Consider the following 19167-nt stretch of genomic DNA (forward strand, 5'->3'; position numbering starts at 1 on the left):
CTTCGAAGGACGGGAAAGCGGAAAAGAAGACCGGGTGGACAGTCTTCTTTTCCTCATGGAATGCTTACAGCTTAATTTGCGGCAGCACGTTTCGGAACGTTTCGATGACCCGGTCCGCTTCTTCGTACGTAATCGTGAGCGGCGGTTCGATCCGGATCGTTTTGGCGTTGATGAGTGTACCGGCGACGAGCACGCCGTTGTCGAACAAGCCTTTGGACACCTCATAGCCAATTTCGTCGCTGTGGAACTCGATGCCGATCAACAGACCTTTACCGCGCACTTCCATCACTTTGTCGCTGTGGGCAGCTGCTGCTTCGCGCAAGCCTTTCAGCATGTATTCGCCCATTTCCGTGCAGCGGTCGAGCAGGTTTTCTTCGATCAGGACGTTGAACGTCGCGATTGCCGCCGCACACGCCAGCGGATTGCCGCCAAAGGTGGTCGTCTGGACGAACGGATTGGGAAAGAAGCTCTTGAACACTTCTTCGGTCGCCACGACAGCGCCCGCCGGCATGATGCCGCCGCCAAACGCTTTTGCCAGGCAGAGGATGTCCGGGACGACGCCGTAGTGCTCGCAGCAAAACATTTTGCCGGTGCGGCCCATGCCGGTCTGGACTTCGTCGAGGATCAGCAGAGCGCCGTACTGGTCGCACAGCTCGCGCACCTGCTTGAGGTAGTCGTCAGGCGGCAGGTTGACCCCGCCTTCTCCCTGGATGGGCTCCAGGATGACCCCGGCGATCTCTTCGCCGACGAGCGCGCAAGCCTCGAACGTTTTGCGCATCATTTCAATGTCGCCGAAGTGCACGTGGCGGAAGCCCGGAATCATCGGCAAAAACGGCTTGCGGAACACGCCTTTGGCCGTGGCGGACAGGGAGCCCAAGCTCTTGCCGTGGAAGGCTTTGGTCGTCGCGATGAAGCTCGTGCGGCCTGTGTGCATTTTCGCCAGCTTGATGGCTGCTTCCACCGTCTCCGTCCCGCTGTTGGCGAAGTAGGCGTATTTCAGGTCGCCTGGAGTGATGTCGGCGAGAATTTTGGCAAGCATGGCGCGCAGCGGGTCGAGCAAATCCTGGCTGTGCAGCGGCTGACGATTGAGCTGATTGATGACTGCCTCGACTACTTTCGGATGGCGGTGGCCGACGTTGTAGATCCCGAAGCCGCCCAGGCAGTCAATGTACACCTTGCCATTTACGTCCATGAACGAGTTGGGGCCGGCGTCTTTCCACTCGACGGCAGCGAACTGGCCGTCCTTGGTCACCGACTTGCGGTAGCCGAGGAAGCCGGGATTGACGTGGTCGCGGAAATTGTCCACGGTTTGGCGGGTGACCCACTCCGCCTCTTCCTTGGTGATCTCTTCCTTTGCAATGAGGTCGAGGACCTGCTTCGTATATTCGTACACGTCTTTATATTGTTCTTTTACGTTCACACTCTCCACAGCTTTACTCATCGTGTTGTCCTCCTGAATGGTTTGGATTCTTAATTTTCGAACCAGCCCGTCGGCTGAACTGCCAGGTTGATGTTGATTTGCTTCACTTCGGTGTACTCCTCGAAGCCGTACGTGCCCAGCCCGCGGCCGATCCCGCTCTGCTTGTAGCCGCCCCAAGGGGCTTCGTTGTAAGTCGGATGGTAACAGTTGATCCAGGTGATGCCCGCGCGCAGCTTCTTGATGACGCGCATCGCCTTGGCCCCGTCCTGGGTGAAGACACCGCCAGCCAGACCGTATACCGTGTCGTTGGCGATGCGGATCGCGTCGGCCTCGTCGCGGAAGCGCTGGATGGCCAGGACCGGCCCGAAGATCTCTTCCTGGACAATTCGCATGGAAGGTGTGGTGTCGGTGAAAATGGTTGGCTCGACGAAGAATCCTTTTTCCAGTCCGCTTGCGGTGATGCGGTTGCCGCCGCATACGAGGCGAGCGCCTTCCGCCTTGCCCAGCTCAATGTAGTGCAGCACCTTTTCCATGTGCGCCTGGCTGACGAGCGGCCCCATCTCGGTCGCCGGATCGTCTCCAGGGCCGACGCGAATTTTTTTCGCTCGTTCCACCAGCCGCTCCACGAACCGGTCGTGGATACTGTCTTCCAGCAGCAGCCGGGATCCCGCAGAGCAGACCTGGCCCTGGTTGGCGAAAATGCCGAAGAGCGCATAATCGACGGCTGTCTCGAAGTCGGCGTCGGCAAAAACGATATTGGGGGATTTGCCGCCCAGCTCAAGCGAGATTTTTTTGATGTTGCCTGTAGCCGCTTTCATGATGCTGCGCCCGGTCACGGTGCCGCCGGTAAACGAGATTTTGTCGACGAGGTGGCTTTCCGCCAGCTCGTTGCCGACAGTCTGACCAGGGCCCAGTACGAGGTTGGCGACGCCTTTCGGGATGCCGACTTCCTCGATGATTTCGAACAGTTTGATCGCGGTGACCGGGGTCACTTCCGACGGCTTGAAGACGATTGTATTGCCTGCCGCGAGCGCCGGAGCGATTTTCCACACGCCCATCAGCAGCGGATAGTTCCACGGCGTGATCAGGCCGCAGACGCCGACAGGCTCTCGGACGACCATCGCCTGCACGGGATCGGCGACGTGGTACGTCTGGCCGTCCGGCTTGGTGACCATGCCGGCGTAGTAACGAAAGCAGGCTGCCGCGTCCGCGACGTCAAAGGCGGTTTCCCGAAGCGGTTTTCCATTGTCCAGCGTTTCCAGTCGTCCGATTTCCTCCGCACGCTGCTCGAGCTTGTCGGCGATGGCCAGCAGGTAACGGGCGCGCTCGGCTGCCGGCAGGTCGGACCAGATTCCACTGTCAAACGCCTCCCGCGCGACTTGGATCGCGTGACGGGCATCGGCGACGTCACCTTCTGCCGACAGGGCGATTCCTTCTCCATTTGCGGGATTCACAATCTCGCGGGTCTTTTTGCTTTGCGCGTCGACCCATTCCCCGTTGATGTACATCTTCAGGTTCAACATCCAACGAATCCTCTCCCTTCCGCTTTTCCCTTCAGCCATTACGATGAGCAAGTCTCGTGCCAACAGGGAAAGGAGGCTCTGCCTGCGATTTGGCATGAGCGATGCAGGGATGGGTTATTCAAAAAATCATAAATTATGCAAAAATGAATAACTTTCATCTCGCGGATTCGGATGGGAAAACGTCTTACAGGGGAGAGGCACCGGCACGATCTAGCCTCCCGCGCATGGCGAATGCTGCGAAAAAAAACAGCTCTCCAGCGAAGCGAATGCACGCCAAGCGAGAGAGCTGCAAATGGATGGTGTGTTTACATGTGCGATCCGGCCATCAGGACTGCGATCCGCATTGCTGCACCTGAAAGATCTATGCCTGTTCCTTCACCTTCAACGCTACCAAAGCTGAAAAGTCGTGAATCAGCGTGGCAGCCAGCAGTGCCGTAATCTGCGTCGGATCGTAAGGCGGCAGCACCTCTACCAGGTCGAAACCGATGTAGTTCATGCCGCTGAGGGAACGGATGATTTGAAGGGCTTCGTGACTGGTGAAGCCGCCGACCTCCAGCGTGCCGGTGCCGGGCGCGAAAGCCGGGTCGACGAAGTCGATGTCAAATGTCAAAAAGCAGGGCGTATCCCCAATCGTCGCTTTGATTTGCTTGACCACGTCGTCGATACCTCGGTTGCGCAGCTCCTGCGTCGTAATGACGTTGTAGCCCAGCTCATAGCTCGCCTCGAGGTCGCCGGGGTGGTTCAGCGTTCCACGGATGCCGACCTGGAACACCTTGTCCGGGATGAGCAGCCCTTCCTCGTGGGCGCGGATGAATGGAGAGCCGTGCCAGTATTTCTCGTCGTAGTACGTATCCCACGTGTCCGTATGCGAATCGAACTGGATCAGCGCGACCTGTCCGTAAACCTTTTTGGCAGCCCGCAGCGACGCCAGCGTGATCGAGTGGTCGCCGCCAAGTCCAATGGGGACGATGCCTTTATTCATCAGATCGAGCATGGCTGCTTCCATCAGCTCGTAGCTGCGGTGGATGTTGTGCGGAATGACCGGCACGTCTCCGATGTCGATCGCGTTCGTGTCGTCAAACGGATACACCTTGTGTGTCGGATGGTAGGGAAACAGCGTCATGGAGGCCTGGCGGATCGCCTGCGGGGCGAACCGGGCTCCTACGCGGAAGGAAGCCGCCGTGTCGAACGGCTGGCCAAGGATGGCCACCTTGGCGTTTTCCCTGCTGGAGGGCAGGCGCATGAACGTTCCCGTCGTACAAAATTCTGGTTTGACATCAGGTGTAAGTGGATATTGCATGGTTAGTAATCCTCCGGTTTCGGTTTAGTTGCGGTTGAACACCACCAGTTTCATCTCGGTCATTTCCTCAACCGCGTATTTCAGGCCTTCCCGTCCGGTTCCGCTCTCCTTCACGCCGCCGTACGGCATGTGGTCGACGCGGAACGTGGGGATGTCATTGATCATCACGCCGCCGACGTGCAGCTGCTGGGCCGCCATCAGCGCCGTGTGGATATTGTCCGTGTAAATGCCCGCCTGCAGACCGTAGCGGGAGTCGTTGACGAGGGCAATGCCTTCGTCGACAGAGCCGATCTTGTTGATCAGGACGATCGGGGCGAAGACCTCCTGGCAGGAGACCTTCTGAGCCGGATCGACGTCGAGCAAAATCGTCGGCAGCAAAACGTTTCCTACTGCCTTGCCGCCCGTGATGACTTTGGCTCCGTGCTGCTTCGCTTCCTCGATCCAGGCGAGGGTGCGGTCCACGTCGGCAGGGGAAATCAAGGCGGACACATCCGTCTTCGGGTCGAGCGGATCGCCGGCTGTCAAACGGTTGGTCGCAGCCATGAACGCTTTTGCGAAATCTTCGTAGAGATCCTCGTGCACGTATACGCGCTGGAGGGAGATGCACACCTGCCCCTGGAAGGCGAACGCTCCTTGGACGCAGCGGGGAATGATTTTCTGAATATCGACGCCTTTGTCTACGATCAGCGCGGCGTTGGATCCGAGCTCCAGCGTGACGCGCTTCAGGCCAGCCTTGTTGCGAATGCCGATGCCGACCGCCGGGCTTCCGGTAAACGTGACCATCTGGACGCGCTCATCCGTGACGATCAAATCGCCAACAACGCGGCCGCTGCCTGTCACGACATTGAGCGCACCGGCCGGCAGTCCCGCTTCCTGCAGAAGCTCCGCCAGGAAAAAGGCGGACAGCGGCGTTTGGCCAGCCGGCTTCAGCACGATGGTGTTTCCGGCGGCGATGGCCGGGCCGACCTTGTGGGCGACGAGATTCATCGGAAAGTTGAAAGGCGTGATCGCGCCGATGACCCCGAGCGGCTCGCGCACTGTGTAGGCCACCCGATTTTCCCCGCCGGGCGCGGCGTCGAGCGGCAGCGTCTCACCGTGGATCCGTTTTGCTTCCTCCGCGGCAAACCGGTACGTCTGGACCGTCCGCGACACTTCCCCGCGCGCCGTCGCAATTGGCTTGGCCGCCTCGAGCGCGATGATGCGGGCGGCTTCCTCTCCTCGCACTTCCAGCAGGGATGCCAGCTTGCTTAGAATCTCTGCGCGGGCGTGCGCAGGGAGGGACTTCATTTTGCCTTGCGCAGCATAGGCAGCGGCGATGGCGGCATCCACTTCCTCCGGGGTCGCCGCGGGGATTTCCGCGATCACTTCTCCGCTGTAGGGAGAAGTCAATGTTGTGTAATGGCTTGCCTGCACCCATTCACCGTTTATAAACAGACTCTTTTTATCCATGTGTGATCACCTTGTCTTTTCAAGTAATGTCTCGTCCGAAACTCGTCTGCCAAAAAGAGTGCCTTACGCCGAATGGGCGCGTGCCGGCAGCAAAATCATCGAGAGCAGGACGGCGATTAAGAACAGCTTGTTTTGCATACAACCACCTCGTGTGCCCTTTCCATTGGAAGGCCAATCCTTCCTGTCCTCACATTATTGCAAAAGTTATGCCAATTTTGAAATCGTTTCCGGGTTGTCACTCCGGTGGTTCTCTATTCGATCTTGCATCAAATATGCAAAATTGAATAACTTCCCGAAAGAAGAGAGCTGCCTCATGTCGGCAGCTCTCTTCCGTATTTCCCTCCTGGCCGGAGTTATGCCAGGTCGACAAAAACTTCTTCGATGATGTCCAGCGCCTCGGCCAGCTGCTCGTTCGTGATCACCAGGGGGCAGAGGATGCGGATAACGTTTTTGAAAATGCCTGCGCTGAGCGTCACGACGCCACGCTGGTTGCAGGCCGCCACGATTTTGGCGGTCAGTTCATCAGCGGGTGCCTTGGTGGATCGATCCTTCACCAGCTCCACGGCAACCATCGCCCCCAGGGCACGTACATCGCCAATCGCCGCGTGCTTTTCCTGCATGGCCCGGAAGCGGGAGACGACAGTCGCGCCAATCAGGTTGGCCCGTTCCGGAAGGTTTTCCTCTTCCATCATTTCGATGACTTTCAGAGCCGCTACGCAGCCGAGCGGGCTGCCGCCATACGTTCCGCCGATCTGGCCGGGCTCCGGCGCGTCCATTATCTCCGCGCGCCCGGTTACGGCGCTGATCGGAAGGCCGGCCGCAATTGACTTGGACATGGTCATCAGATCAGGCACGACGCCGAAATGCTCCATGGCAAACATTTTGCCTGTGCGGCCAAAGCCGGTCTGGATCTCGTCGGCGATGAACAGGATGCCGTGTTTTTCGCAGATCGCCTTCACGCCCTGCACGAAGGTCTTGGACGGGATGACGAAGCCGCCCTCGCCCTGCACCGGCTCCATGATGATCGCGGCCACTTCTTCCGCCGCCACTTCCACGAGGAAAAATTCCTCCAGCTTTTTCAATATCTCCCGGTCCAGCTCCTCGGACGACATGCCGTGCGGGGCTCGGTAATAGTACGGATACTGCATTTTGTACACATCCGGAGCGAACGGGCCGAAGCCGTATTTGTAAGGCTTCACCTTGCTGGTCAGCGACATCCCCAGGAGGGTGCGGCCGTGGAAGCCCCGTTCAAAGGAAATGACCGCCTTGCGTCCCGTGTATTTGCGGGCGATTTTGATCGCGTTTTCCACCGCTTCAGCACCGCTGTTCAAGAAAAACGTCTTTTTCGGATGATTCCCGGGAGTGATCTGGTTCAGCTTTTCCGCAAGCGCTACGTAAGGCTCGTACATCATGACGTGGAAGCAAGGGTGAATGTACTTGTCCAACTGTTCCTTGAGCGCTTCCACTACTTTAGGCGGACAGTGGCCCGCATTCAGAGTACCGATCGCGCCGGCAAAGTCAATGAACGTGTTGCCGTCGACATCGGTCAGCAGGGCGCCTTCTCCTTTGGCGGCAAAACTGGATACGGTCGTGAACGGACCGCGGGGAACGTGCTCTTCCTTTTTCGCCAGCAAGGCCTGCGCATTCGGCCCGGGGATCGGCGTCTGGATGTTGACATAGCTTCTTGTCGTGCTGCTCATCGAAATCTCTCCTCCCACTTTCTCTCTTTCCGCCGCCAAAATTTTGCAAGAAACATGCCAAGGCCGGATGTGGTACGGACTCGCTTCTGCGTAATCGCACGACCCACGGTGACCCGGACGCCGCTATTCATTTTTGGATAGTCTATGATTTTTTGAATAATAATACGGCACGCAATAGCCTGTGCCCAAACGGACGGGCTTGATCCGAGGGCACTTCATCAGGTTGGCACATCCCTTGCAATCAGATGACCTTGCAACAACAGACGGCATTTTCAAACAAGGGAGGCTGTGAACCATGAGACAAAGGGGTAGACCGCAAGCGACATACAGCCGCGCAGCCGGGGGGATGGACCGATTATCACTGTGAAGAGGAGTCTGAATTGATACCAACTTTTTATAGCAGTAAATTTTAAGCGCTTACAACATACCGAGGTAAATTCTGACATAAAAGGGGATTGGTCATGCACAAAAACGTGGAACAAGAACATTTTCCTACATTGAAAAGAAGCTTGAAGCTGTGGCAGGTCATCGTTCTGGGTTTGGGATATTTAACCCCTCTCACTGTTTTCGATACGTACGGAATCGTCACTCAGGAAACGAGCGGGCATGTTCCCACCGCCTACATTCTCGCGCTGGCAGCCATGCTGTTCACTGCCTCCAGCTACGGAAAAATGGTCAAAGTCTTCCCTGTCGCCGGGTCTGCGTACTCCTACGCCCGCCAGACGATTAATCCGCATCTCGGTTTTTTGGTCGGCTGGGTGTCCCTCCTCGACTATGTATTCCTGCCGATCATCAATGTGCTGCTCGGAAAAATCTACTTGGCAGCCATGTTTCCCTCCGTTCCGGACTGGCTTCTCGGCATTCTGCTCGCGGCCGTGACGACTGCCGTCAATCTCCGCGGGATCGGATCGACCGCCAACTTCAACACGTGGCTCGTCGTCTTCCAGGTGCTGGTCGTCGGTATTTTCACTTGTTTGGCTATCCAGCATCTGTCGGGAGCCGCCACAACCGCCAACCCGTTTCCCATCACTCCGTTTTACGGGGAAGGAATATCGTTCCCGACGCTTCTGTCCGGGGCCGCGATTCTCTGTTTTTCCTTTCTCGGATTTGACGCGGTCACGACCTATACAGAAGAAGCGATCGACCCGATGAAAACCATTCCGCGGGGCATTTTTCTGGTCGCTCTGATCGGGGGCGTCATCTTCATCACCGCTTCCTATTTCACCCAGCTGGCTTTTCCCGACATCACCCGCTTCCAAAATTCCGATTCGCCTTCACCGGAAATGTCGATGATCCTGGGCGGTGACCTGTTCCACACGGTGTTCGTCGCCGGAAGCATCACCGCAGCTCTCGCATCCGGAGTCGCGTCGCACACGAGCGCTTCCCGCCTGCTGTTCGCCATGGGAAGGGAAAATGTTCTGCCGCAAAAGCTGTTTGGGCGGCTGCATCCGACCAGAGGCATTCCCGTAGGCAATGTTCTTTTCATCGGGGCGATTTCCCTGTCCGCGTTGTTCCTCGACCTGGAAACGGCGCTCGCCTTCATCAATTTCGGCGCACTGACCGCCTTTACCGCCGTCAACGTGTCGGTCTTCGCACACTATTACATTCGAAAGAAGCAGCGTTCTCTGAAGGACACGCTCTCGTATGTCATCTCCCCGTTGATTGGGGCCAGCTTCGTCGCTTTTCTGTGGTTCAATCTCGACAGTCAGGCGCTGACGCTCGGCATCGTCTGGACACTCGTCGGGATCGGGTATTTGCTCGTCACGACCAAAGGCTTCCGCAAACGGCCGCCAGTGATCGAGTACGAGGATGCGATTTGACATTCGCACGCGAATAGACCGCAGCTGGTATCATTTTTGCAATATTCCTTCAACCATCCTGGATGTCCCATACCATTTCAAGAGGTGAGTGTCATGGCATTTGACTACCTGTACGATCAATCGGAAAACATCCTGTCCCGCTACGTCGCGTTTGCCACAGAACATACGCGCTATGACCTGGGACTGTTCTACTCCCAGCATTTTGACGGCAAAAGCTTTGTGGTTTCCCTGCAAAACATGCAGTCCATCCTCATTTCCTCCGATGACATTGGCTACGACCACGGCTGGGTCGAGAGGCTGGGTGTGCGTGCGGAAGATGTGGACGTCGTCTCCAGTTTTTTGAAAAGGACGCTCACTTCCTTGTTCAACAATCACGACCTGGATTAACCGAAGGGCCTGCAGCATCACCGCTTGGCAGGGAAATCCGCAAGAAGAAATAAAACAGCAAGATAGCCCGCAGAGACGGAAGAGGGAGGGACGCCGATCTGCGGGTTTTCCCCTTGCAGGAAAGGGGGAGGGAAATCCAGCTTGACAAACCGAAGTTGTTGTAACTAAAATGATTACAACAGGAGGCATCGGGAGCTCCTTGTTTTTTGGAGGAATTGTAACTGATTTGGTTACAACGAAATCTGACGTTATAGAATCGCCCAAACTGATCTATTCTATTATCCATGGAGGGAATCACTCATGAAAATCGCCATTGTTGGAGCAAGCGGAAAAGCAGGAAAACAGATTATGAAGGAAGCGCTGGACCGCGGACATGAAGTGACAGCGATCGTGCGTGACGCGTCCAAAATGACCGAACCAAACGTCGCTGTGCTGGAAAAGGACGTATTTGCATTGAAATCAGACGATCTGAAAGGGTTCGATGTGGTCGTCAATGCGTTTGGCGCCCCGTTCGGCCAGGAGCATCTGCACGTAGAGGCAGGAAATGTGCTGATTGAAGCGCTGAAAGGAGCTCCCGACACCCGACTGTTCGTAGTCGGCGGGGCAGGCAGCCTGTTCGTCGACGAGGCAAAAACGACACGCGTTCTGGAAACGCCAGATTTCCCGGAGATGTTTTTGGCTACGGCAAAAAACCAGGGAGAAAATCTTCGCATTTTGCAAGGAACCGACAACATTTCGTGGACGTTCCTCAGCCCGTCCGCTTTCTTTGATGCGGAAGGTCCACGCACCGGCTCGTACGTGTCAGGAAAAGACCACCTGCTGGTAAACGCGAGCGGGCAAAGCTACATCAGCTACGCCGACTACGCGATTGCCGTGCTGGACGAAATCGAGGATCCAAAGCACATCAATGAACGGTTCACTGTCGGATCGAAATAACCCGACGCTGCAAAAAAACACCGACCGGACAGAAAAAAGACCAGTCTCCATGATCAGGAGCTGGTCTTTTTGCATGTTTGGAAAGGCTCTGTCCGCTGACGAAAACGCAAGCCGGATTAGCGTACAAGGGATCCGATCACCGGGTAATGGAACGGTCTTCCGTTCAGCGAGTAAATGATCCCTTTGATCGGATAGTAGATTCCCATCAAACCGAAGACGATCAGGAAAGGGATCCCTACCAAAATGAACGACAGGGCCCAGGATATGCTGATCAGAACACCCATAATGACGTGGAACAGAAGAGCTTGCAGAGCCATATTTTTCGCATCGCGATCAGACATGAGCAGCCAAACTACCAATGGCACCAGAAAAGGGGCGAAAAAGGCGCTCGCATGGGTAATCGCTTTGACTCCGTTATAATTCATGTAAAAGTCCTCCTTGGCGTATATGACGAACTAGTTATGTCCTTATTGTACATGAGGGGGAAAACTGACAAAAACCATCAAAAGCGTGATTTCCCGCTCCGCCTGCAGACGGAGGAAAACTCCTTTCCGATCGTTTACTGTAAATCTTAAGAAATTCTTTTGATTTTTTACAAGGAAATCTAAAGGTGAAATGGTTATGATGACAGATAAACAGAGAAATGGGGCGAGGATGAGATGATGATCAATTGCCATCAACCGGTCAGCATCAAGGAACGGCTGATGTTCTTCTATAATTTTTTGCAGGCTCCCGGACAGGTAGGGAGCATTACCCCTAGCTCGCATGCGCTCGCGAAGCAAATGATGAAGCCGATCGAGTGGGAGAATGCCCATACGATTGTGGAATTGGGGGCGGGAACCGGCATTTTTACCAAATGGATTCATGAGCTGAAAAGGCCGGACACGACATTTCTCTCCTTTGAAAAAGAGAACAGCATGAGAAACAGGCTGGAACAGCTTTTTCCGGACGTTCTTTTCCACGAGGACGCCGTGGAATTGATAAGCGTCTTGCGCGAAGCCGGTCTGGGTAAGGCAGACGGGATCATTTCCGGGCTCCCTTTCGCCAACTTCCCACAGAAGCTCCGTGACGAAATCATGGAGCAGGTGTATGCGGCGCTGAAGCCGGGCGGAGTCTTCGTGGCGTTTCAGTACTCGCTGCAAATGAAAAAACAGCTGCAATCCGTCTTTTCGGATGTCTCCGTGCGCCTGGTTCCTTTCAACCTGCCGCCAGCCTTTGTGTACGTGTGCCGAAAAGAGATTGGATAAGAAACAGGAGGATACGCATAAATGGTAGTGGATATGCTGACCGATTCAGTAGGCCAGTTTGGCTACTTGGCCCTCTTTTTCATGCTATGGCTCGGAATCGTCGGGATGCCGATTCCCGACGAAGTGATTGTTTTGTCGGCTGGCGTGCTGACCGCTACAGGGGTACTCCAGGTCGTACCCGCGTTTATAGCGACGTATCTGGGAGTCGTCTCCGGGCTGTCGCTCGGGTATGTGCTGGGCAGGACAGTAGGGGCACCGGCGCTGAACTGGATCGGACGGAAAAAAGGGATGAACAAGTATGTGGCGCGGGCCCAGGCGCTCCTGGAGCGGTATGGGAGCTACGCGCTGTGCATCAGCTATTTTTTGCCGGTCGTTCGGCACGTGGTCCCTTATTTGGTGGGGATCGGCAAGATGACGTTTCGCCGTTACGCCTTGTTCTCGTACACAACCGGACTGGTTTGGACCCTGATTCTGTTTGTGATCGGACATATCACCGGCAACAATATCGCCTATCTGGACGTGCATTTGGGCACAGTGACGACAGGAATGGCGGCGGGCATCGTAGCAGTAGCCCTCATCGGAGTGGCAGCGGTGTACGGATACAGAGGATGGAAAAAGCGCAAATCAGGCGTCGCGGTCTCCAAGGAATAGGATGGGAAACTTCCGTTTTTGCGGAAGTTTTTTTGTACTCGCCCCTTTATAATAGACGGGAGTGAGGGGAGAGAGAAACAATCGTGGCAACCAAAAAGCAATTGCTCTGGGCCGACCTTTCCTTGTTTGTCATTGCACTGGCCTGGGGGTATACGTTTATTTTGAGCAAAGACCTGCTTAGAGAGCTCGCTCCCTTTACCTTTTTGGGGACGAGGTTTCTCATCGCCGGGCTCATTCTGCTCCCGTTTGTCTGGAGGCGGCTGAGAACGGCTGGCAAGGAAGTGTGGCGGCAAGGTATCTTGTGCGGCGTCGTCTTGTGTGCGGCTTTTACCTTGCAGCTTCTGGGAATTGATCGGACGACGCCGGGGAAAGCGGGTGTGATCACGGGGACCAATGTCATTTTGGTGCCGTTTCTTTCCTACCTGTGGCTGCGCAAAACGGTGGGAAAAGGGGCGGTCATCGGTAGCATTCTCGCATTTGCAGGACTCGTCTGTCTGTCGGGGGAGGGAGAGTGGACGGGGCTTTCCACAGGTGACCTGCTAGTGTTCTTGTGTGCCATTTTCTTTGCCGCGCACATCTTGATGGTCGACAGCTTCTATGAAAAAAAGGCGGACATCGATCCGCTCAGCTTCGTCATGATTCAATTGCTCGTGGTTGGCGTGGTCGATACAGCTCTGGCGGTATGTACGGAGCCATTTCCACAACCGCTTAGCCCGTATGGATGGTTCGCCTACTGGTTTGATTGCCTGCTTGGTACATTGCTTGCCTATGTCGTTCAAATCAAGGCGCAGCAGTTTTCGCCGCCGGTGCACGTCAGCATTTTGCTGTCGCTGGAAGCCGTTTTTGCCTTCCTGTTTTCCTGGCTGCTCTGGGGCGAGCTGGTCACGCCGATCATTCTCACTGGTGTTTTTCTCATGCTGGCGGGGATTTACATCGCAGAGATCAGCGATCACGGTTCCTGATTTGTCTTTTTGCTTGGATAATACGCGGCCTATTTCCTGTCTATCCCGGGAAAACCTTGTCTGTCCATGTTTACCTTCTGGCTCCACGTGGGAAATAAGGAAATGACTAGCCATGAAGCGCAGAAGGAAAGGGGAGGCCGATGTATTTTCCGAGGGCAAAAGACCGACTATTCGCAACTTTTTTGTTGCTCTGCCTTTTCCCGATTCTCTTTATCTGCTTTCTTTTTTATGAGGAAGCTCAGAAGGCGGTATTCGAGCAGTACCAGATCAGCAGTGAAAGCCACTTGAAGCTTGCCGACGCGCGACTGTCCTTGTTCATCCGAGGGATTCAGGAGGATGTCGATGCGTTGGCGCAAAACCCGCTCTTGCTTGAGCATGAACAAAATATCGATTCACTTCGGATTTTGTTTCTTCAATTCGCTCACATGAATAGTATGGTCGGCAACGTTCATTTGCTCAGAGATAACCGCAGCATTGCCTCCTTATATCCGGAGGAAGGCTGGGATGCGGCGGATCGTCCGATCACATTTTACAGGGAGACGTTTTCGATCGAACAGAACCGAGTCTGGCTCCTCGGAAGAGAGGATGAACGGGGCACTCGCCGTTCCGTCTACGTGGCGCAGAAGGTGAAAGACAGAGAAGGCAAGAGTGGGGATCTCCTGCTGGTGGAAATCAAGCTGGGTCAGCTCTCCAGCTGGATTCGGACGAATTTTATGGCGGAGAACAGCGGGATGATGATGGTCTCACCCACTGGGAGAATCATGCTCGATACCAACATCGACATGATCGGCCGGTACCTGCATGCCCTCCCGGATTACGAAATCATCAGCCAAGCGATTCGGTCCGCCACAGAAAAAGAAAATAGGGTGCTGTCCTTTCGCCAAAACGGAGAGACCTTTTACGCTTTTCACCTTGTATCGCCGACGAACAGCAATCATTACATCGAGTGGATTCCCGGAGAAGGGATGAATGCGCGGCTGGACCGGCTAAAGCTGATTCTGCTCGTGACAATATTTCTCGTCGTAGTTTTTTCCGCTTATGTCTCGCATCGGCTGTCGAACTGGATTGGACAGCCCATCTACACGATGGTCCGCGCGACAGATTCCTTGCTGCAAGGCGATTTTTCGATTCGGGTCCCGATCGAAGGGATGGAAGAAATCACGCTGCTGGAAAAGAAATTCAACCAGATGGCGGAACAGATTCAGTGCTTGCTCTGCCGGGAGAGGAAGTACATGCGGGAGAGTCTTGATCAAATTGTGCGGAGCTTTTACCTGGCGGTGGAAATGAAAGATCCGTATACGGCGGGACATACGGAGCGCGTCACCAACTATGCGCTCATCTTGTACGATCATCTGGACGAGGAGGATCGCAAGCAATTTTCCCGGGACGACTTGCGCTATGCTACCCTCATGCACGACATCGGGAAGGTTGCGATTCCCGATCGTGTGCTTTTAAAGGCGGGAAAACTGACCGATGAGGAGTACGGCCAGATGATGCGGCATTCCACCATCGGAGCAGACATCGTGGAGCAAATCAAGAGCCTGGCACACGTAAGCCCGGGAGTCCGACATCATCACGAACGCTGGGATGGTCGAGGGTACCCGGACCAGCTGAAAGGGGAGGAGATCCCTTTGATGGGACGAATCATTGCCGTGGCCGATACGTTTGACGCGATGACCACCACTCGTTCCTATCGCCACGCAATGGGGTTCCAGGAAGCCTACGCCGAGATCGTGCGGTGTTCACAGACGCAGTTCGATCCGCGTATTGTCGCCGTGTTTCAAAAGGCGTATAGAAGCGGCGCATGGCATGAGCGGCCGCTGTCTTACGGGGGAGGGAAGCAGCAGCAGACCGAGGGTGCGATGGCCCGGCATGGGGGATGAGGGGACGTTTCCCTCTAATGGATGGCTTTTCGCCTTGCGATCGATTCATATCTCTGGTATTCTAATCATACCGTGCTAGACGGGGAGGTTGCGGTGCCCTGTAACCTGCAATCCGCAATAGCAGGGTTGAATTCCTATCATAGGTTTCCTCATGTGAGGCTGCCTTATGGCGGCGGTGTTGAGGATCGGGTCCTGTGCAACGCGAACCCATGAACCTGGTCAGGTCCGGAAGGAAGCAGCCATAAGTGGATCATCGCGTGTGCCGCAGGGTAGCCTGGTCTGAGCTGCTGCCCTAAGTAACGCTCGGATGAGGATTATCGAAGATAGGTGCACGGTACCTTATAGGACAGACAAGCAGCATGTTTCCCGACAGGGAGGCATGCTGTTTTTGCATGGGCGGCTTAAAAAGCTGGATACAGCCAACATTTCCAATCGGCCCATGTATTTTTTGTTGTTTTTTGACGATAAGTAGCGAAACATTTCCACCCGCGTTATGGCCTTGCAGGGCAGGTTTTGAGCCGCTTTTCACGAACTTTCATTACAGGAGAAATACAGGAGAAACATATCTACCGCTTTCCTGCTCATTGAAGTACGTCATAGGTCAGGGGGGACAAGCTGTGAGTGCATCCTTTTCGTTACATCTCGTCGGCTCGTCCGGACGATTGCAGCAGTTCATACATCAACTGCCGACTGCCGTGTTCGTAGTGAATCAGGCAGGGAGTATCGTAGAGGTAAACGAACAACTGCTTCGAGTCACCGGATTTTCTCGTGATCAACTTGTCAATCAACCGTTTCAGACCATCCTTCCTTTTGACGGCTCTGTGGATCAGATGCTCGCGGAGTACATCCAAAAGGAAGCGGAATCGGATAGCAACGTAGAGGTAGAATGGCGAAGCAAACAGGGGGTATGCGGCAAGACCCCTGCGATGATAATGGTCCAGCAAGCACAGCAGCCCTTGTATCTGATTCACTTGTATCAGCTGGCGAAGGAGACGGATTTCACTTTGCCACAGCGCTTATTGGCAAAGCTGACGCAGGATTCCAGTCTGGGATTGTTCGTCATGGATGAACAGGCGAATATTGTCGAGGCGAGCCACACTGCATGCAAACTGCTCGGTATGGAGCGGCTGAACGTCATCAACAAGCATGTCGACCAAGTGTTCGCCGGCATTCCCGAACAGCATCGGCTCATCAAAAAAGAGCTGCTGGAGGGCGTGAAATTGCACAATATCGCCATGTCGTGGACCAACGACAACCAGCGTTACGAACTGATCGTGGATGCCAACACGCTGCATGACGATACGGGCAAAACAGTAGGTGCTTTCGTCCTTTTCAAGGATATCACCAATCTGCGCTCCTTCGAACAAAAAATCGAGCGGAACGAGCGACTGGCCATGATCGGGCAGATCGCCGCCGGCACGGCTCATGAGATTCGCAATCCGCTCACGTCCATCAAAGGATTTTTGCAAATGTTTCTGAAATCGTTCAGCGATAGCGGAATGGATCGGGAAAAGACGTACACGGAAATCATGCTGACGGAAATCAACCGGATCAATTCGCTGGTAAGCGAGTTCCTCCTGTTGAGCAAACCGCGCAACATTCAGTATTCCATGGTCGATCTGAACACGGTCTTTTCGGAAATCTTGCCGATTGTTGAATCCCAGGCGATTTTGTACGGGATCGACGTGAAGTTTGCGTCCAATGGCAAGCTCCCGATGGTGGTGGGCGATACGGAATTGCTGAAGCAGGTCTTTATCAACATCTGTAAAAACGGTATCGAAGCCATGGGAGAGCAGGGTACGCTCCACATCTCCCACCACATCGATCAGGATGGCGACAAGGTGAGCATCGACATCCACGATTCCGGTCCGGGCATTCCGCTGTACATTATCGATAAAATTTTCGACCCGTTTTTTACCACGAAAGAAGAAGGGACCGGCCTTGGGCTGTCGGTTTGTCAAAAGATCATCCACGATATCGGGGGACAAATCCGCGTCTCATCGAAAGGGTACGGCACCACCTTCCACATCATGCTCCCCTATTTGTAAGAAAACATGGCTTCCAAGCGTCCCGCACCTCCAAGTGGCCGGGGCGTTTTCTTTGAAGGAACCAGGCCAATAGTGTATAATAAACAGGATATAGAAGAGGACTGTGCAGATGGGGAGTGTCACACGAACATGGCTTATACCGCGCTGTATCGCGTATACCGACCGCAGACGTTTCAGGATGTCGTCGGACAAGAACATGTGACGATTACCTTGCGTAATGCCTTGCGCGAAGGAAGGCTTTCCCATGCTTATTTGTTCAATGGTCCCCGCGGTACGGGCAAGACGAGTGCGGCGAAAATCATGTCCAAAGCCGTAAACTGCGAACAGCCGATCGACGGCGAGCCGTGCAACGAGTGCGGCACATGTCGGGCGATCATGAGCGGTTCGGTCACCGACGTGCTGGAGATCGACGCTGCTTCCAACCGCGGGGTTGAAGAAATCCGCGACATTCGCGATAAAGTCAAATTCGCCCCCAGCGACGTCAAGTACAAGGTGTACATCATTGACGAGGTGCATATGCTGACGACGGAGGCGTTTAATGCGCTTCTGAAAACGCTGGAGGAACCGCCATCCCACGTCATTTTCATTTTGGCGACGACGGAGCCGCACAAGCTGCCGGCGACTATCATTTCGCGCTGCCAGCGTTTCGACTTCCATCGGATTCCCCTGAAAGTCATGGTCGATTTGCTTCAGCGAATCTGCCAGTCGCAAGGGGTCCGAGTGGAGGAACAGGCGCTTCAGCTGGTAGCGAAGATGGCGGAAGGCGGAGCGCGCGACGCCCTCAGCCTCCTGGATCAGGCGATCAGCTACAGTCGGGATGAGGTGCGGGCGAGCGATATCATGCAAATTACCGGTACGGTGTCGCAGACGTACTTTTCCCTACTGGCACGCCATATTGCCGAGCGCGATGTGGCAAAGGTGATGGAGCAGTTCGATCAGGTCATGGTCCAGGGAAAGGATCCCGAGCAGTTCCTGCATGACTTTCTTTATTACTACCGGGATATGCTGCTCTTGAAGACGGCTCCCGGGCTGGAGGAAATCGTGGAGCGGACGATGATCGACGATCAGTTCGCAAGCGTGGCGGAGCTGTACGGGTTTCCTGAGCTGTACGCCGCGATCGAGACGTGCAACCAGGCGCTGGCCCAGTTGAAGTGGTCGACGTACGCCAGAGTGCTTGTGGAGCTGACGCTGGTCAAATTGTGCCAGCCCGTGGCCCAGCAGGCAGGAGCGGCGGCTGTCGCGGTAGCGCCGCAATCCGGCGAGGAGGACCTGGCCGGCATGGCCAATCGCATCCGTGTCCTGGAAGAACGTCTCATGCAGGTCATGCAGGGGCAAGTAAGCATTCCGGCGCAAAAAGCGGAGGAGCCGCGGAAGGCGGAGCCGAAGCGAGTCGCTGCGGCGGGAGGCGGGTCCCGTACTCCGATGAACAAGGTCCGGGAAGTGGCCAAATCCATGGACGAAAATCTGACTCGTCAGGTGCGCGGACAATGGAGCCAAATTTTGACCGATCTGAAAAAGGTGAAAATCCAGTACCAGGCTTGGCTGGTCAACGGTCAGCCTGTTGCTGCGGGCAGTGATGCGGTGGTCGTTACATTTACCAGCCCCATCCACTGCGATAAAACCATGGAGCCTGAATTGAAAAGCGTAGTGGAACGGGTCATGCAAAACGTGCTCGGCAGGCCGTTGCATCTGCTCTCTGTCATGGAAGAGGAGTGGCAGTCGGTCGAACAGCATTCGGGACCAAAGGATGCCGCAGCCGAAGAAGAGCAGGATCCGTTTCTGGCAGAGGCCATCAAGCTCGTGGGCGAATCACTTGTCGAAGTAAAAGATTGATCGAAAAA

Annotated in this window: 15 protein-coding genes and 1 other RNA gene; 10 read left to right on the forward strand and 6 right to left on the reverse strand. The window is 55.1% G+C overall.

What is annotated here, in order from left to right:
* Positions 1-64: 64 nt before the first annotated feature.
* From RGB73_RS00465 to gabT, 5 genes are all read right to left on the reverse strand, one after another.
* Positions 65-1441 (reverse strand): putrescine aminotransferase, encoded by a 1377-nt coding sequence (locus tag RGB73_RS00465; protein WP_310767733.1) that lies wholly within the window; start codon positions 1439-1441, stop codon positions 65-67.
* Positions 1442-1470: 29 nt separating this feature from the next.
* Positions 1471-2943 (reverse strand): aldehyde dehydrogenase family protein, encoded by a 1473-nt coding sequence (locus RGB73_RS00470; RefSeq protein ID WP_310767735.1) that lies wholly within the window; start codon positions 2941-2943, stop codon positions 1471-1473.
* Between the two features lie 361 nt (positions 2944-3304).
* Positions 3305-4243, reverse strand: coding sequence for an agmatinase (gene speB / locus RGB73_RS00475; RefSeq protein ID WP_310767737.1), 939 nt, complete (start codon positions 4241-4243; stop codon positions 3305-3307).
* 24 nt (positions 4244-4267) lie between these two features.
* Positions 4268-5692, reverse strand: a complete 1425-nt coding sequence (locus RGB73_RS00480) for an aldehyde dehydrogenase family protein (protein WP_310767739.1) — start codon at positions 5690-5692, stop codon at positions 4268-4270.
* A 353-nt stretch (positions 5693-6045) separates the two neighbouring features.
* A complete protein-coding gene (gene gabT / locus RGB73_RS00485) occupies positions 6046-7392 on the reverse strand; it encodes a 4-aminobutyrate--2-oxoglutarate transaminase (RefSeq protein ID WP_310767741.1) in 1347 nt (448 codons plus the stop codon).
* Positions 7393-7853: 461 nt separating this feature from the next.
* Between gabT and RGB73_RS00490 the strand changes: the two genes are divergently transcribed.
* From RGB73_RS00490 to RGB73_RS00500, 3 genes are all read left to right on the forward strand, one after another.
* A complete protein-coding gene (locus RGB73_RS00490) occupies positions 7854-9212 on the forward strand; it encodes an APC family permease (protein ID WP_310767743.1) in 1359 nt (452 codons plus the stop codon).
* Positions 9213-9305: 93 nt separating this feature from the next.
* Entirely contained in the window at positions 9306-9599 is a 294-nt protein-coding gene (locus RGB73_RS00495; protein ID WP_310767745.1) for an SAV0927 family protein, read from the forward strand.
* Between the two features lie 300 nt (positions 9600-9899).
* Positions 9900-10535 carry an NAD(P)-dependent oxidoreductase gene (locus RGB73_RS00500; protein WP_310767748.1) on the forward strand — a complete coding sequence of 212 codons (636 nt, stop codon included), beginning with the start codon at positions 9900-9902 and terminating at the stop codon, positions 10533-10535.
* Between the two features lie 116 nt (positions 10536-10651).
* Here the strand turns inward: RGB73_RS00500 and RGB73_RS00505 are convergent, their stop codons facing one another.
* On the reverse strand, positions 10652-10960 hold the full coding sequence (locus tag RGB73_RS00505; RefSeq protein ID WP_310767749.1) for a magnetosome magnetite crystal formation protein family: 309 nt from the start codon (positions 10958-10960) through the stop codon (positions 10652-10654).
* A gap of 234 nt (positions 10961-11194) precedes the next feature.
* Here RGB73_RS00505 and RGB73_RS00510 point away from each other — a divergent pair, with 234 nt between their 5' ends.
* The 7 genes from RGB73_RS00510 (at position 11195) to dnaX (ending at position 19159) form a co-directional block, all read left to right on the forward strand.
* Positions 11195-11782: a class I SAM-dependent methyltransferase gene (locus RGB73_RS00510; RefSeq protein ID WP_310767750.1), complete on the forward strand. Its 588-nt coding sequence runs from the start codon at positions 11195-11197 to the stop codon at positions 11780-11782.
* Between the two features lie 21 nt (positions 11783-11803).
* The gene (locus RGB73_RS00515) at positions 11804-12433 is read left to right on the forward strand and encodes a DedA family protein (protein ID WP_310767752.1); all 630 of its coding nucleotides are present in this window, start codon (positions 11804-11806) and stop codon (positions 12431-12433) included.
* 83 nt (positions 12434-12516) lie between these two features.
* On the forward strand, positions 12517-13395 hold the full coding sequence (locus tag RGB73_RS00520) for a DMT family transporter (RefSeq protein WP_310767754.1): 879 nt from the start codon (positions 12517-12519) through the stop codon (positions 13393-13395).
* A gap of 140 nt (positions 13396-13535) precedes the next feature.
* Positions 13536-15278, forward strand: a complete 1743-nt coding sequence (locus tag RGB73_RS00525; protein WP_310767756.1) for an HD domain-containing phosphohydrolase — start codon at positions 13536-13538, stop codon at positions 15276-15278.
* Positions 15279-15348: 70 nt separating this feature from the next.
* Positions 15349-15613, forward strand: an RNA gene (gene ffs / locus RGB73_RS00530) — signal recognition particle sRNA large type.
* A gap of 282 nt (positions 15614-15895) precedes the next feature.
* Complete coding sequence (locus RGB73_RS00535; protein WP_310767759.1) at positions 15896-17326, forward strand: PAS domain-containing sensor histidine kinase; 1431 nt, start codon at positions 15896-15898, stop codon at positions 17324-17326.
* 129 nt (positions 17327-17455) lie between these two features.
* The gene (gene dnaX, locus RGB73_RS00540; RefSeq protein WP_310767762.1) at positions 17456-19159 is read left to right on the forward strand and encodes a DNA polymerase III subunit gamma/tau; all 1704 of its coding nucleotides are present in this window, start codon (positions 17456-17458) and stop codon (positions 19157-19159) included.
* The last annotated feature ends 8 nt before the right edge of the window (positions 19160-19167 follow it).

Origin of the sequence: Brevibacillus brevis, assembly GCF_031583145.1 — a bacterium.
In the GTDB taxonomy this organism is placed as follows: Bacteria; Bacillota; Bacilli; order Brevibacillales; family Brevibacillaceae; genus Brevibacillus; species Brevibacillus brevis_E.